Source organism: Winogradskyella endarachnes (assembly GCF_009741275.1).
GTDB classification, from domain to species: Bacteria; Bacteroidota; Bacteroidia; order Flavobacteriales; family Flavobacteriaceae; genus Winogradskyella; species Winogradskyella endarachnes.
Genome location: NZ_WOWS01000001.1, coordinates 257,505 through 273,678, shown reverse-complemented (window position 1 = coordinate 273,678; position 16,174 = coordinate 257,505). Strand labels below are relative to the sequence as shown.

Sequence of the window (16,174 nt, the reverse complement as noted above, 5' to 3'; positions counted from 1 at the left end):
GACACCGCAAAATGAATTCAGATTACAGTAAAATAATTGAAAATGCCTATAAACTTACCAAACCGTTAAAAGATAAAGGAAAACTCGCAACATATATACCAGAACTTGCTAATGTAAATCCAGAAAAGTTTGGTGTACACCTAACTAAAATTGATGGCACCTGTTTTGGTCTAGGAGATAATTTAGAGCGTTTTTCAATTCAAAGTATTGCAAAAGTTTTGTCATTAACCTTAGCGGTAAAATTTTTAGGTGAAAAGATTTGGACACGAATTGATGTAGAACCTTCTGGAACAAAATTCGATTCTCTCTTACTTTTAGAAACTAACAATGGTATTCCTAGAAATCCTTTTGTAAACTCTGGAGCTATTGTAATCTGTGATATTTTAATTTCTCATTTAGAAAATGCGAGAGAAGAATTCTTAGAATTTGTAAGAGATATAAGCGATATTCCAAACTTAACTTATTCCGATAAAATTGCAGATTCAGAAAAAGCAACAGGTTATAGAAATGTAGCATTATGCAACTTTATAAAATCTTTAGGGAACATTGAAAATGAACCAGAAGAGGTTTTAGATTTTTATTTTGACATGTGTTCTTTAGAATTAAACTGTAAAGAATTATCTAATGCGTTTTCGTTTTTAGCCAATGGCGGAAAAAAACTAAGAGATAACAAGCAAATTATAACTACCAGCCAAGCAAAACGTATAAATGCCTTAATGTTAACTTGTGGATTTTATGATGAATCTGGCGAGTTTGCTTTTGAAGTGGGTTTACCTGGAAAAAGCGGTGTTGGTGGTGGTATTGTAGCGCTTTATCCCAATAATTTTACTATTGCAGTTTGGAGTCCAAGACTTAATCCTAACGGTAATTCGTTTAAGGGTATGAAATTGTTAGAAACTGTGACTACATATTCTGAAATGAGTATTTTTTAGCACATAAATACCTGTAAAACTTATAATTTCGTAAATCTTTGCCGTAATGCCAAAATAGAATTTCTCATAGTAATTTCTATTGATTTGTAATTAAATTTAGTAACTTATATTTTTTAAAAATTACTAAATATTTTCTATATCAATGGCATTAAAAATTGTAATTTCTCACAAAACTACTTATAAATATGATCGTAAAGTAGCCTTATCTCCTCATGTTTTTAGATTAAGACCTGCACCACATTCTAGAACTCCAATAGAATCATATTCTATAAAAATTAAACCAGAAAATCAATTTTTTAATTGGCAACAAGATCCTTTTGGTAATTACATAGCACGATTAGTTTTTCCTGATAAAACAGATGAATTATCTATAGATGTAGAAATTATTGCCGATTTAAAAACCATTAATCCTTTCGACTTTTTTATTGAAGAATACGCCGAAGAATTCCCTTTTGAGTATACAGATATTATTAAAAAAGAACTTCAACCATATCTAGAAATCACTGATAAAGGACCGTTATTAAAAGAGTTTTTAGAAACCTTAGATCTTACACCAAGAAAAACCATTTACTTTTTAATACACGTTAATCAAAAAATTTATGAATATCTTGATTATAATATTAGATTGAATCCTGGCGTACAAAGTTGCGAAGAAACCTTAAGTTTAAAAAAAGGTTCTTGTAGAGATTACGCATGGTTATTTGTACAAACATTAAGACATTTAGGCTTTGGAGCAAGGTTTGTTTCTGGCTATATAGTTCAACTAAAATCCGATGAAAAATCATTAGATGGTCCTTCTGGCCCAGAAGAAGACTTTACAGATTTACACGCTTGGGCAGAAGTTTATTTGCCTGGAGCAGGCTGGATTGGGTTTGATGCTACTTCTGGCTTATTAGCAGGTGAAGGTCACATTCCTTTGGCTTGTACACCGTCTTTTGAAAGCGCTGCTCCAGTGTCTGGGATGACAGACGTTTGTGAAACTGAATTTATTTTTGAAAATTCAGTAACACGTATTTTTGAATCGCCTAGAGTTACAAAACCATACACAGAAGAGCAATGGAAAGCCATAGATAAATTAGGTCATAAAGTAGAAAAACAACTTCAAAAAAATGATGTGAGGTTAACCATGGGTGGCGAACCTACGTTTATTTCTATTGATGATTTAGAATCACCAGAATGGAACACAGATGCAGATGGACCACATAAACGAAAATTAGCAAAGGATTTATCTAAACGCCTACACCAAGAATTTGGAAAAGGTGGTGTTTTACATCATGCTCAAGGTAAATGGTATCCCGGAGAACCTTTGCCAAGATGGCAAATTGAAATCTGTTGGCGTAAAGATGGAAGACCAATTTGGTATAACAAGAAGTATTTAGAAACCTACAGTGATAATTTTATTGTACCTCCAAATACCGATAAATTATTCTTAGAAACATTAGCCACTTATTTAGGGATTACATCGCAACATATCTTACCTGGTTTTGAAGATGCGTTTTACTTTCTTTGGCAAGAAGGCAACTTACCAATAGATGTAGATCCTACAAAGGATAGAGATAACACCTTAGTAAAAAACAAACTAAAAGACATTTTAGAAAACGGGACCTCTACTCCTGTTGGTCATTTATTACCTTTAAATAATGCTAATGGTAAATGGTACACATGCCACTGGCAATTTAGAAGACAGCATTTATTCTTAACTCCTGGAAATTCTCCAATGGGATTGCGATTGCCTTTAAGCGCGTTACTAGAAAATCCTGAGCACGAAATATTACCATCCTATGAACCAGATTTGTTTTCAAAAAAGAAGCCTTTACCAAGTTATAGAGATATTGTAAAAAAACGCCAAAAAGCTTTTTTAGAGGAAGGCTTAAATGATAAAGAGCCTAATTACTTTGTAAGAACAGCAATTTGTGCAGAAGTTAGAGATGGTAAATTATATCTATTTTTACCACCTCTAGACGCTGCAGAAAGCTTTTTAGATTTAATTGCATCCATAGAATATACAGCTAAAGCATTAAAAGTACCAGTTATTCTAGAAGGTTATGAACCTCCAAAAGACCATAGGTTAGAGACGCTTAAAATAACTCCAGATCCAGGTGTTATAGAGGTTAATGTACATCCTGTTGCTAACTGGACAGAATTATGTAATAATACATTTAAATTATACGAACAAGCTAAATTATCTAGGTTAGGAACAGAAAAATTTATGCTAGATGGCAAACATACTGGTACAGGAGGAGGAAATCATGTAACACTCGGTGGTACTAGCCCTTCTGATAGTCCATTATTGCGTCAGCCAAGTTTACTGCGTAGTTTACTAACCTTTTGGCAACATCATCCTGGTCTTAGCTATTTATTTTCTGGCTCATTTGTTGGCCCTACAAGTCAGGCACCAAGAATAGACGAAGCACGTACAGATAGTTTATACGAGTTAGAAATTGCCTTTAGCCAAATTCCAAAAGATGGTGAAGTTCCTTTTTGGTTAACAGATCGATTGTTTAGACATCTTTTAACAGATTTAACAGGTAACACGCACAGAGCCGAGTTTTGTATTGATAAGTTATATTCACCAGACTCATCCACAGGACGTTTAGGAATATTAGAATTAAGAGGTTTTGATATGCCTCCTCATGCCAGAATGAGTTTAGTACAAATGTTATTGGTTAGAACCTTAGTGGCTTGGTTCTGGAAAAAACCATACGAACACAACTTAGTGCGTTGGGGAACAGAACTACATGATAAATTTTTAATAGAACATTATGTAAGAGAAGATATAAAAGATATTGTTTCGCAATTAAATAAAGCTGGTTATAAATTTGAAGTGGATTGGTTTAATCCGTTTTTCGAGTTTAGATTTCCGCTTCATGGTATGGTAGAAATTAATAATATTCATTTAGAATTAAGAGCTGGAATTGAACCTTGGCACGTATTAGGAGAAGAAATGACAGGAGGAGGAACGGCAAGATATGTAGATTCTTCTTTAGAAAGACTTCAAGTAAAAGTGAATCATTTTATAGAAGAGCGTTTTGTTTTAACATGTAATGGTGTTAAGGTTCAATTAAAAAGTACTGGTGTAAAAGGTGAGTATGTAGCAGGTATTAGATATAAAGCTTGGAATCCCTACTCTGCTTTACACCCAACCATTCCTGCAGATACACCTTTAGTTTTTGATATAGTGGATACTTGGAATAAACGCTCTATAGGAGGTTGTACTTATTTTGTAACACATCCTGGTGGTCGTTCTTATGAGGTTTATCCTGTAAATAGTTTTGAAGCAGAATCTCGCAGAATTAATCGCTTTTGGGAATTTGGCCATACACAAGGCGAAATTAATTCTGTTGAAAACATTAATCAAGATATAGAAGCTTCATCTAGAACTGTTAAGAAAAAAAGTAGCTCAAAACGTTTTACATTTAAGGAATTACCCGTTAATTTTGAATTTCCTTATACTTTAGATTTGCGTAAAAAATAATAGTACCGTTGTATATTATATGATGACTAAAACAAAACCATTATTTGAAAATTATTTTTCAGAATCAAATAATTATGATGAACTTCTAACGTCTAAATTGACGATTAAAGATAATTGGAAACTATTATCTAATAACTTGGTTAAAATTGGCCCAAGAAATCTTGCTTTAAAACAAGAGGATATAAATTGGCTTTTAGCAGAAAATGGAGTAACCTATAATGTTTACAATGACCCAAAAGGATTAAATAGACCATGGGATTTAAACGTTGTTCCTTATATATTGCATCAAAATGAATGGAATCTTATTGAAAAAGGTATTCAACAACGCGCACAATTATTAAATCTTATTTTAAAAGATTTATACGGTAAAAGAGAATTATTAAAAGAAGGCATTATACCTCCAGAAGTTATCTATGCACATAGTGGTTTTCTTCGTTCTTGCGATCAAATTGAATATAAGAATTCTAAACATTTACTAATCTATGCTGCGGATTTAGCACGTGGACCAGATGGACAAATGTGGGTTGTAAATGATAGAACTCAAGCACCTTCTGGTATGGGTTATGCTTTAGAAAACAGATTTTCTACAAGTAAAATTATACCACAGCTTTATACGGATATTAATGTTACTCAACCCTCAAGTTTTTTTAATGATTTTAATCAATTGTTATTAAATATTGCACCAACAAATATAGAAAGTCCTATGGTTGTTATCTTAACACCAGGACCACATAATGAAACTTATTTTGAACACTCTTACTTATCTTCATTTTTAGGTTATCCCCTTGTTAAAGGTAATGACTTAGTAGTGAGACATGGCAAAGTTTGGTTAAAATCATTAAAAGGTTTAAAGCAAGTTGATGTTATTTTAAGACGAATTGATGACAGCTTTATGGATCCTTTAGAGTTAAGAGAAGATTCTTATTTAGGTGTTGCAGGAATTTTAGAAGCTGTAAGATTAAACAACGTTGCTATTGTAAATCCAATAGGAAGTGGCATTCTAGAAAACCCTGCATTAATTCCTTTTATGGAAAATATTTGCAAATATTTTTTAAACGAAAAACTAATTCTACCACAAATTGCATCTTGGTGGTGTGGACAAGAAAAAGAACGAAAACATGTTTTAGAAAATTTAAGTGCTTTTGTACTTAAACGAATAGACCGATCTAAAAGAGAGCATATTTATTTCTGTGAGTTTTTAGACAAGAAAGCATTAAAAAATCTAAAAAAAGAAATTATTGAAAACCCTTATAATTTTGTGGCGCAACAAAAAATATCCTTTTCAACAGCTCCTAATTTTGTAGACAGCAAACTAGAACCTAGGAAAATTTTATGTAGAACCTTTGCAGTTGCTAAAAATGACAGCTATAGCGTAATGCCAGGAGGCTTAGTTAGAGTTGCGGCTGAGCGAGAAGAATTATTTGTATCCAACCAACGAGGTGGAACAAGCAAAGATTTTTGGATAATTAACAATAATCCACAACCTTATTTACAGAATTATTCTTGGAATAAATCTAACACAAACCCATCAACTACCATAAACGATGTACCTAGTAATAAAGCCGAAAATTTATTCTGGTCAGGACGCTATTTAGGAAGAACACTAGTTACAGCCAGATATCTAAGAATGGTACTTAATCAGATGGCTCAAGTTCAGTACAACACAAGAGAACCTGATTCTGAAAATTTAAAAATTCTATACAGTTCAATAACTAAGATAACATCAACTTTTCCAGGTTTTGTAGGCGAAAATGCAGAAGAAGTTTTAAAAAATCCTTTGAAAGAAATTGAAAGCTTAATCACAGACGAAACTAGGATAGGAAGCTTTGCCCAATCCATGCAGAGTTTTAACAATTCTTATTATTCTTTAAGAAATTTATGGTCTAAAGATATGTGGCGTGTTTTTGATGGCATTCAAAAACATATTAGAAAATTAAAAGAAGAAGATGCACACACCATTTTCACCTTAACTACTTTTTTTGACAAAATAATTACCCGATTAATAGCTTTTATGGCTCTTATTGAAGAGAGCATATTAGTAAGACAAGGGCTTCTACTCTATTTTATAGGTTTAGAACTTGAAATTAGTGCCATGTCTATTGAAAAATTCAGAGCTTTATTAGTAATTAGCCATAACGAAGATTTAACCTACGAAGTTTTAGAATCTTTATTGAATAGTCATGAGAGTTTAAATATTTATAGATATAGTTACAAATCTTATTTGAGTATAGAAAATGTAGTGAACCTTTTAATTTTAGACACGGAATACTCAAGGTCTTTAACCTATAGATTACATCGTTTAAAAAAGGATATTAATAAACTACCAAACACCAACAAAAATGGCGAGATGTCGATATGTCAAAAAAATATTGATGCCGTAATTTCAAAAATTGAAAGTTTAACTATTGAAGACATGCTGCAAGTTAATCCCACTTCTGGCATGCGAGAAAATTTAGATTATTTACTTTCTGAACTAAGTGACTTATTACATAATACATCACTTTCCATATCTGACACTTACTTTAATCATTCTCAACCACAAAAACAGTTGGTTAATAGAAAAATAGCTAATTAATATGATTTTTGATCTTTGGCATAAAACAAAATATAGTTACGAGAATGGTGCTTCTTTTTGCCATAACCTCACAACTCTAAAACCTAAAAATTTCCCAGGTCAAAAGCTGTTAGACTATAAATTAGAAATAACGCCTACTCCAACTGACGTTTCAGAGCGTTTAGACTTTTTTGGCAATACTGTAACGCGTTTTTCTATTCAACAAAACCATAAAGAATTAATTGTAATCGCAAGAAGTAAAGTTGATCGAGATTATAGTTTACAAATTGATGTAACAGAATTTGAAAAAGGAAAAAAAGTAACAATAAAGGAAGCTTTAAGTCATCTAAAAGAAACAAACTCTGAAATTATTAATGTACGTCAGTTTATCTTATCATCACCTTTAATTTCTAACATTAGTCAAGAAATTACTAATTATGCTACTGTATCCTTTAAACCTGATCGCTCATTATACGAAGCTACTTTTGAGCTGATGCAACGTATTTTTACAGATTTTAATTTTGTACCTGGTTTTACAAATATAGCAACGCCTCTAAACGAAGTTATGAGGGAGAAAAAAGGAGTTTGCCAAGATTTTGCACAAATAGCAATTGCCTGTGTAAGATCAATGGGTTTACCTGCTAGATATGTAAGTGGTTATATTGAAACCTTACCACCAGAAGGCAAAGAAAAACTCATTGGTACTGACGCTTCGCATGCTTGGTTTTCTGTATATATACCCACTTATGGTTGGGTAGATTTTGATCCTACTAATAATCAAATACCAAAAAATCAACATATTGTTGTAGCGCACGGAAGAGATTACTATGATGTTCCTCCACTTAAAGGTGTTATTTATAGCGTAGGCAAAAACACTATGCAAGTTTCTGTTGATCTAAGACCAGCAAAACCTAATATAGAACAAATGCAAAGTCAATCTCAACAACAGTAAAGATTTCAATTTATCTTAATGCATTAAGCGTTCTTTAGAAAAATAATCATTATAAATAGCTGTAGATACCTTATTCAGTTTTACTTGCATATTATCTAAATATTCATGTAAACCTTGAGCAATAATTACGTTAATATTTATATTTTCAAGTTGAGTTCTTAATTCTATTATTCGCTTTTGAGCTTCGTTATTACCACCTAATTTACTAGCGCATAAGCGTTCTATAGAATTCTCCGTACGTAATAAACAATTTAGAATAGAGCGAGGAAATTCAGAATCTAATATTAAAAATTCTGCGATACCTGTAGACGTTAATTTTCCATGTTTTTTGCGATACATATCATAAGCACTAACCGATTTTAGTAAAGCAGTCCATTGTATTAAATCTAGAGACGACCCAACCTGATTGGCAGAACCTAACAGTAAATGATATTTTACATCTAAAACTCTAGATGTTTTGTCTGCACGTTCTAAAAATTGTCCTATTCTGGCAAAAATCCAACCTTCGCTTCTAGAGATGGTCGCATCGTACATACCATACAATAATTGACAACCATTTTTTATATCGTAAAAAAACTGACGGACTTCTGTGTCGTTTAGTTTCTTTTTCTTGGATGATTTTTTTACTAGATAATATAAGGCATTAATTTGTTCCCAAACTTCTTTTGTTATTTCGGTTCTGATAGCTCTAGCATTTTCTCTAGAATTAATAATGCAATTGTAAATGGAATTGGGATTTTCTTTCTCAAAAGCCATAAAATGGATCACATTCTTTTTTTCAGTTGTAGTATTAAGAGAATCATATAATTTCCAATCTCCTGTTATCACTACAAGTGGTTTCCATTGTTGTTCTTCATTGGGAGACAATTCTAAAGACAAATTGAAATTAACATCCATAAAACGTGCATAATTTTCTGCGCGTTCTAAATATCTATTCATCCAATATATGGTATTTGCAACTCTACCTAACATAAATTATATTTTAACTGTTTAAAACCCAAGTATCTTTACTTCCGCCACCTTGAGATGAATTAACGACTATTGATCCTTTTTTTAAAGCCACACGTGTTAACGCTCCTGGTATTATTTTTATATCATCGCTGTAAAGTGCATATGGCCTTAAATCTACATGTCTTCCCTCAATTGTATTATCAATTACGGATGGAACTCTAGATAAATTAATCATCGGTTGAGCAATATAATTTCTAGGGTTTTCTTTAATTTTAATGATAAATTCTTGTTGTTCCTTCTTTGTAGATTTTGGACCAATTAACATACCATATCCACCAGATGCATCGGTTTGTTTTACAACTAATTTACCTATATTATCTAACACATATTTTTTATCATCTTCTTCAGCACATATATATGTTTTTACATTAGGTAAAATCATTTCTTCACCTAAATAATACTTAATTATTCTAGGGATATAGGCATATACAGCTTTATCATCTACTACTCCAGTGCCTGGTGCATTTACTAGTACCACATTTCCTTTTAGATACGCTCTAAACAAACCTGGTGTACCTAATAACGAATTTTTATTAAAAACTTCTGGATCAATAAAATCGTCATCAACTCTTCGGTAAATCACATCTACACGTTGTAATCCTTTAGTAGTAATCATATAGACAAAATCATTTTTAACAACTAAATCTTGTCCTTCTACCAATTCTGCTCCCATTTGTTGAGCTAAATAAGAATGTTCAAAATATGCAGAATTATAAGTTCCTGGTGTTAATACTGCAACCGTCGGTCTTTCTACTTTAGATAAAGACTCTAAGGTATCTCTCAATATATGTGTGTAGTTATTTACTGGTCTCACATCTAATTTTGCAAACAATTCCGGAAAAGTTCGTTTCAAAATCTCTCTATTTTCAAGCATATAAGAAACACCAGACGGACACCTTAAGTTATCTTCTAAAACATAATATTTTCCATCTCCACCTTTAATTAAATCAGAACCTGTAATATGACACCATACATCTTTAGGTGGTTTAAACCCTTCCAATTCTTTTAAATAACACACCCTAGAAAAAATCATCTCTTTAGGAATAATTTTATCCTTTATAACTTTTTGGTCATTATAAATATCTTGAATAAATAAATTTAGTGCCTTAATACGTTGCTGTAGGCCTTTTTCTAAATGTTGCCATTCTTTATTATTGATAATTCTAGGTATAATGTCTAAATGAAGAATACGCTCTACACCTTGATTATCGTTATACACATTAAATGTCATACCTAATGAAAGTTGAGCTCTATCTGTAGCATGCTGTAACTGATTTAACTTACGCGGACTCATTTTTTTTAAATGGTCTAAAAAAAGTTTGTAATTAGGTCTAACTACATTGTTTTCATCAAACATTTCATCATAAAAGCCTTTAGAATCATAAGCAGATAAATTTAATTTTGACATAATTATTATTGTGTATAGTTTTAGATTAAAAAAGCTAATTCAACTAAACCTAATTGGACTAATTGAAAAATAAAATGTGTTATGAACCATTGTACGTTAACAAAGTACAAAAAATAAAAGGTAGAAACTAATATTGATTATTACTTTGCGATAAACTTATTTAAGAGAATAAAAAAATATTAATTTGAAAATTTTGAGTTCTTATAATTAAAAAATCTGAAAATTTTTCTTACAAAAAATAGTCGCTGTTATTTTATCTCAAAATATAACAACGCTATAATAATCTAAAATTGATACGCTAAAAGCGTATTCTTATGTATAACTTAAAATTAAAACAACTTGAGCAAGTCAACCATTTAAATAACACTTATACAGTGTATATTATGTATCTTCGTAGCTAATTTATTAAACTTTAGTGTTACAAATTAAAGCCTACTTAGAGTCTATAGCTACTATTTCTGATAACGATTGGGAATTCTTTATGTCTAAATTGAAACGACGTGTTATACCTAAAAAAGAAGTTTTTTTAAAATGCAACCAAGTTGAAAATCATATTTCATTTATAGAATCTGGTGTGGTTCGTTTGTTTATTCCTAAAGAAAATCCTGAAAAAGAAATTACTTTTGGGTTCAGTTTTAAAGACCAATTTATAAGTGCGTACGATTCTTTTTTAACACAAAAACCTTCAGTCTATCAATTACAAGCGTTAACTAAAACAACTATTTTAAGCATTACATATAGCGATTTACAAGATGTTTATAATACAACACAAATAGGAAATCTTATAGGACGCTTAACTGCAGAACGTTTATTTTTAATTAAATCTAAACGCGAACAAAACCTACTAAATCTCACAGCAGAAGAACGTTACGTTAAATTATTTAAAGAAAGACCAGAAGTCCTAAAAGTCATTCCTCTAAAGTACGTTAGTTCTTATATAGGCGTAACTCCACAAGCTTTAAGCCGAATTAGAAAGCGCTTAGTATAGCATTTTATTGAACTTAGGTTCATTGTTTCAAGTTGAGCTTCAATTTATCTTTGCAAAAAATATTTATTATGACAATAGTAGTTTTTGTAATTGTACTTTGGTATGGAGGTTTGTTCTTTCAATCCTTCTTTTTACATCGCTATGCTGCACACCAGGTTTTTACTATGTCTAAAACCATGGAGCGTATCACTTTTGTACTGACTTGGATTTTTCAGGGCTCTAGTTATTTAAGTGCTTATGGTTATGGTATAATGCATCGTATGCACCATGCTTACACAGATACAGAACAAGACCCACATTCGCCATCTTATGATGATAATCTTTTTGCTATGATGTGGAAAACTAAAACCATTTATCAAGATATTAATCAACAACGTATAGAAGTTGATCAACGTTTTACCAAAAATGTACCACAATGGAAAAGTTTTGACACATTTGCCAGTTCTCGTTTCTCTAGACTATTATGGATTATAGGCTACATTTTATTTTTTACAGTTTTTGTAACCTCTTGGTGGCAATGGCTTTTATTACCAATTACCTTTTTAATGGCTCCAATACATGGTGTAATTATCAATTGGTTTGGACATATTTACGGGTATGTTAATTATAAAATGAAAAATACAAGTAAAAACCTATTCCGTTTCGACTTTCTGATGATGGGAGAAGGTTACCACAACAATCACCACAAATTTGCAAGCAGAGCCAATTTTGGTGTAAAATGGTACGAAATAGATATCACTTATCTTATTATAAAAGTGCTTAACGCATTTGGTATTATAAAGCTAAAACCTATAAAAGTGAAAGCATAACAGGTTGTTTGTCTATTTCTCTCTTAAAGCAAAAGACATTATCTTGCAGTATCTTTAAATTTTAAGATTAATTGAGCAATTGCAAATGATGTACACAATTATTGATGTTGAAACCACAGGACAGACTAATCGGATGACCGAAATATCTGTTTTTAAGTTTGATGGTCGTCAAGTTGTCGATGAATTTACATCTTTAATTAATCCTGAAGCATTTATTCCGCAACATATTACAGCGCTCACAGGCATAGATGCGTCAATGGTTGCTGCTGCGCCAACCTTTACAGAAGTAGCAGAAGATATATTAAGTATTACCCAAGACACCATATTTGTAGCACACAATGTAAACTTTGATTACAACGTAATACAAGGTGAATTTAAACGCATAGGACAAGAATTTACAAGAAAAAAACTATGTACAGTTCGCTTATCTCGTAAGTTAATTCCTGGTCATCGTTCTTATAGTTTAGGCAAACTATGTAAAGCTTTAAATATTGATTTGGTAGATAGACACAGAGCAAGAGGCGATGCAGAAGCTACCGTAATTTTGTTTAAATTATTATTACAACAGCCCAATGCTGAGGAGGTTTTTAAAGAATTTTTAAATAAAAACTCTAGAGAATCTACCTTACCCCCTAACTTACCTAAAGAAAAATTTGAAGCTTTGCCAACCACTCCAGGTATTTATTACTTTAAAAATAAAAAAGGAAAGGTAATATATGTTGGTAAAGCTATAAACATTAAAAAACGAGTACTAAGCCATTTTTACAGTAAGACTAAAAAATCTTTAGAAATGGTTAGGGAAACAGGCGATATAGATTTTGAATCTTCGGGTAGTGAACTCATTGCTTTACTTATGGAAGATGCCGCTATAAAGCACTACTTTCCTATTTATAATAAAGTAGCTAAACGGGCTATTCAATCATTTTCAATTTTTTCTTATGAAGACCGAAAAGGTATTCTACACTTAGCAAGCAATAAAACTAAATTGGTCCCTAAACCTATCGTTACCTTATTTAATATAAGAGATGTACGTGCCTGTTTAGAATCAATTTGTAAGCAGTTTAGTTTATGCCCTAAATATTGTCATCTACAAGAATCCGTTTCAGAATGTTCACATTACAGTATTAAGAATTGTAATGGTATATGCAGAAATGAAGAATCTATAGAAAATTATAATAATAGAGTTTTAGAAGCTATACACAATCTGTCTAACCAAAAAGATGATATTATTTTAAAAGAAAAAGGCCGAAATAATAACGAAGAAGCCTTTGTAATGATTAAAGATGGCCAATATTTAGGCTATGGATTTGTAAGCAAAGAAGAACAAATAAACCATATTGATGATTTAAACACATTTCTAATTCCTCAGAAAAATAGCATAGATATTCAAAGGATATTACAACCAATATTGATTGGTCGTTAAAAAACTTTAAGACTTAACTAACTTTACATTAACAGCAGTAGGACCTTTTTTACCTTCTTCAATCTGAAAAGTTACTTTATTATTCTGCTTAATTTTATCAACACAGTTTGTGGTGTGCACAAATATTTCGTCGTCAGTCCCAGTAATACTAATAAAGCCAAAACCTTTGGTGTAATTAAAAAACTTCACTTTTCCTTGTTTTACTTCGTTAGTCTTGCTTCCTTTAAATAAATTTTTAAAAAATTGTACTATCATTATAAACTGACATTAATTTGTAATTCGTTTGGTATTACAAATTTACATTTTGTTTTTATCCTACCAAACGTATCTACTAAGTATCGTTGCTTTTTAATTAGTAAAAAAATTAAATATCTTTTAATTACAAACTAAAATAGAGGTCATTTTTTCATATTATATGATAAAAATCAATTTATTAACTTTTTCTTATACTTAATTTTGTTCAGTATTTTTACAAATCATTAACAGAACAATTAGTTTCAACTTATCAAATGAACCAAAAATTAACGAACAAAGCCGTATACATTACCACTACGGAACCCAACAGCGGAAAATCAATTATCTCATTAGGTTTAATGCATTTATTATTAGGTAAAGCTGCCAAGGTAGGCTATTTTAGACCAATTATAGATGATTTAGCACCTGGTAAAATAGACAATCATATTAATACAGTAATCAGTTATTTTAATCTCGATTTAAAATTTGAAGATGCTTATGCTTTTAAACGAAGTGAGGTAATCAAAAAGAAAAACGAGAATAAAGACGATGAAATTATAGGCCATATTATAGATAAATTTAAAACTATAGAAGAACGTTTTGATTTTATTCTGGTTGAAGGCAGTAGCTTTGTTGGTGAAGGTTCTCTAATTGAGTTTGATATTAATGTATTAATTGCTAAAAATTTAGGTGTACCTGCTATTATACTAGCAAGTGCTAAAGGCAAAACCATGGAAGAACTAATTAGTACACTTTACATGGCTTTTGATTCTTTTAGAGAAAAAGGAGTTGAAGTGTTATCCGTAATAGCAAATATGGTGGACTCAAATAAATTAGAGCATGCCGTTACAGAATTAGAAAAGGTTTTACCTTCTAATGTTATGGCAAATGCAATACCAGCTAACCCAAAATTATCTAATCCATCTATTAAAGAAATTGTAGATGCATTAGATGGAGAAATTTTATTTGGAGAAGCTTACATTAATAATCAAGCAGGTAATTTTAGTGTTGGTGCAATGCAACTCCGCAATTATTTAACACATTTAAAAGAAAACGCTTTGGTTATTACACCTGGTGATCGAGCAGATGTTATATTAGGAGCATTACAAGCTAATTTATCTGAAAACTATCCTTCTGTTTCTGGTATAGTTTTAACAGGTGGTTTAACTCCTGAAGATTCTATTATAAAATTAATAGAAGGACTTTCTGATATTGTTCCTATTATATCAGCTCCAAGAGGAACTTATAATGTTACCAACCAAATAGGTGAAATAAAATCTCAAATTTATGCTGAAAATACAGACAAAATTATAACCTCTATTAAAGAGTTTGAAAAACATGTAAAAGTAGATCAACTTGTAGAACGCTTAATTACATTTGAAACCAAAGGTGTAACACCAAGAATGTTTCAGTATAATTTACTAAAACAAGCAAAATCTAATAAAAAACACATTGTTTTACCAGAAGGATATGACGAGCGCGTATTGAGAGCTACAAAACAACTAGTAGATTTAGATGCTGTAGAGATAACACTACTTGGCGATAGAAAATTAATAGAAGAAAAACTTTTAAATTTAGATTTAGACTTAGATTTAAATTTGGTAAATGTTGTAAACCCAATAGAATCTCCAAATTTTGAAGCCTATTCAGAAACGCTTTATCAGTTACGTAAACACAAAAACGTTAATCTTGCAATGGCGCAAGATTTAATGGAAGATGTGTCTTATTTTGGTACAATGATGGTGCACAAAGGCGATGCAGATGGTATGGTATCTGGAGCAGTACACACTACACAACATACTATTAGACCAGCACTTCAATTTATAAAAACTAAACCTAAAACGTCAATTGTATCTTCTGTTTTCTTTATGTGTTTAGAAGATCGCGTATCTGTCTATGGTGATTGTGCCATAAACCCAAACCCAACATCAGAGCAATTATCTGAAATTGCAATTTCATCTGCTCAAACCAGTAGAGCGTTTGGTATAGACCCAAAAGTAGCTATGCTCTCCTACTCTTCTGGTACCTCTGGAGTTGGAGAAGACGTAGATAAAGTTAGAGCAGCGACAGAACTTATAAAAGCTAAAAACCCAGAATTAAAGGTTGAAGGCCCTATACAATATGACGCAGCAGTAGATATGCGTGTAGGGAAAACAAAATTACCAAATTCTGAAGTTGCAGGTCAAGCCAATGTTTTTATTTTTCCAGATTTAAATACGGGGAACAACACATACAAAGCTGTGCAACGTGAAACAAAAGCATTAGCTATTGGGCCAATTATTCAAGGTTTAAACAAACCAGTTAACGATTTAAGTAGAGGTTGTACAACAGATGATATTTTTAATACTGTTATTGTAACCGTAATCCAAGCACAAGATTTTTAAAATT

General features: G+C 31.3%; 11 protein-coding genes. 8 read left to right on the top strand and 3 right to left on the bottom strand.

The window, feature by feature from the left end:
- Window positions 1-11: 11 nt before the first annotated feature.
- From GN138_RS01220 to GN138_RS01205, 4 genes are all read left to right on the top strand, one after another.
- Window positions 12-932 carry a glutaminase gene (locus GN138_RS01220; RefSeq protein ID WP_157361497.1) on the top strand — a complete coding sequence of 307 codons (921 nt, stop codon included), beginning with the start codon at window positions 12-14 and terminating at the stop codon, window positions 930-932.
- 142 nt (window positions 933-1,074) lie between these two features.
- On the top strand, window positions 1,075-4,407 hold the full coding sequence (locus tag GN138_RS01215; RefSeq protein WP_157361496.1) for a transglutaminase family protein: 3,333 nt from the start codon (window positions 1,075-1,077) through the stop codon (window positions 4,405-4,407).
- Between the two features lie 19 nt (window positions 4,408-4,426).
- Window positions 4,427-6,982 (top strand): circularly permuted type 2 ATP-grasp protein, encoded by a 2,556-nt coding sequence (locus GN138_RS01210; RefSeq protein ID WP_157361495.1) that lies wholly within the window; start codon window positions 4,427-4,429, stop codon window positions 6,980-6,982.
- Window position 6,983: 1 nt separating this feature from the next.
- Entirely contained in the window at window positions 6,984-7,913 is a 930-nt protein-coding gene (locus GN138_RS01205) for a transglutaminase family protein (protein ID WP_157361494.1), read from the top strand.
- Between the two features lie 15 nt (window positions 7,914-7,928).
- On the opposite strand, the gene GN138_RS01200 is transcribed toward GN138_RS01205, so the two are convergent.
- Complete coding sequence (locus GN138_RS01200; RefSeq protein ID WP_157361493.1) at window positions 7,929-8,885, bottom strand: alpha-E domain-containing protein; 957 nt, start codon at window positions 8,883-8,885, stop codon at window positions 7,929-7,931.
- Window positions 8,886-8,895: 10 nt separating this feature from the next.
- Window positions 8,896-10,332 (bottom strand): circularly permuted type 2 ATP-grasp protein, encoded by a 1,437-nt coding sequence (locus tag GN138_RS01195; RefSeq protein WP_157361492.1) that lies wholly within the window; start codon window positions 10,330-10,332, stop codon window positions 8,896-8,898.
- A gap of 415 nt (window positions 10,333-10,747) precedes the next feature.
- Between GN138_RS01195 and GN138_RS01190 the strand changes: the two genes are divergently transcribed.
- The 3 genes from GN138_RS01190 to GN138_RS01180 all read left to right on the top strand — a co-directional run bounded on the left by GN138_RS01190 (window position 10,748) and on the right by GN138_RS01180 (window position 13,552).
- Window positions 10,748-11,320: a Crp/Fnr family transcriptional regulator gene (locus GN138_RS01190; RefSeq protein WP_317162691.1), complete on the top strand. Its 573-nt coding sequence runs from the start codon at window positions 10,748-10,750 to the stop codon at window positions 11,318-11,320.
- Between the two features lie 68 nt (window positions 11,321-11,388).
- On the top strand, window positions 11,389-12,129 hold the full coding sequence (locus GN138_RS01185; RefSeq protein WP_157361491.1) for an acyl-CoA desaturase: 741 nt from the start codon (window positions 11,389-11,391) through the stop codon (window positions 12,127-12,129).
- Between the two features lie 85 nt (window positions 12,130-12,214).
- Entirely contained in the window at window positions 12,215-13,552 is a 1,338-nt protein-coding gene (locus GN138_RS01180) for an exonuclease domain-containing protein (RefSeq protein WP_157361490.1), read from the top strand.
- Window positions 13,553-13,558: 6 nt separating this feature from the next.
- Here GN138_RS01180 and GN138_RS01175 read toward each other — a convergent pair whose 3' ends face one another.
- Window positions 13,559-13,807 carry a cold-shock protein gene (locus tag GN138_RS01175; RefSeq protein ID WP_157361489.1) on the bottom strand — a complete coding sequence of 83 codons (249 nt, stop codon included), beginning with the start codon at window positions 13,805-13,807 and terminating at the stop codon, window positions 13,559-13,561.
- A 254-nt stretch (window positions 13,808-14,061) separates the two neighbouring features.
- On the opposite strand from GN138_RS01175, the gene pta reads away from it, so the two are divergent.
- Complete coding sequence (pta, locus tag GN138_RS01170; protein ID WP_157361488.1) at window positions 14,062-16,170, top strand: phosphate acetyltransferase; 2,109 nt, start codon at window positions 14,062-14,064, stop codon at window positions 16,168-16,170.
- Window positions 16,171-16,174: the final 4 nt, after the last annotated feature.

Coding starts and splice junctions, on each gene's coding strand:
- GN138_RS01220 (WP_157361497.1), top strand. CDS start 12: ATGAATTCAGATTACAGTAAAATAATTGAAAATGCCTATAAACTTACC.
- GN138_RS01215 (WP_157361496.1), top strand. CDS start 1,075: ATGGCATTAAAAATTGTAATTTCTCACAAAACTACTTATAAATATGAT.
- GN138_RS01210 (WP_157361495.1), top strand. CDS start 4,427: ATGATGACTAAAACAAAACCATTATTTGAAAATTATTTTTCAGAATCA.
- GN138_RS01205 (WP_157361494.1), top strand. CDS start 6,984: ATGATTTTTGATCTTTGGCATAAAACAAAATATAGTTACGAGAATGGT.
- GN138_RS01200 (WP_157361493.1), bottom strand. CDS start 8,885: ATGTTAGGTAGAGTTGCAAATACCATATATTGGATGAATAGATATTTA.
- GN138_RS01195 (WP_157361492.1), bottom strand. CDS start 10,332: ATGTCAAAATTAAATTTATCTGCTTATGATTCTAAAGGCTTTTATGAT.
- GN138_RS01185 (WP_157361491.1), top strand. CDS start 11,389: ATGACAATAGTAGTTTTTGTAATTGTACTTTGGTATGGAGGTTTGTTC.
- GN138_RS01180 (WP_157361490.1), top strand. CDS start 12,215: ATGATGTACACAATTATTGATGTTGAAACCACAGGACAGACTAATCGG.
- GN138_RS01175 (WP_157361489.1), bottom strand. CDS start 13,807: ATGATAGTACAATTTTTTAAAAATTTATTTAAAGGAAGCAAGACTAAC.
- pta (WP_157361488.1), top strand. CDS start 14,062: ATGAACCAAAAATTAACGAACAAAGCCGTATACATTACCACTACGGAA.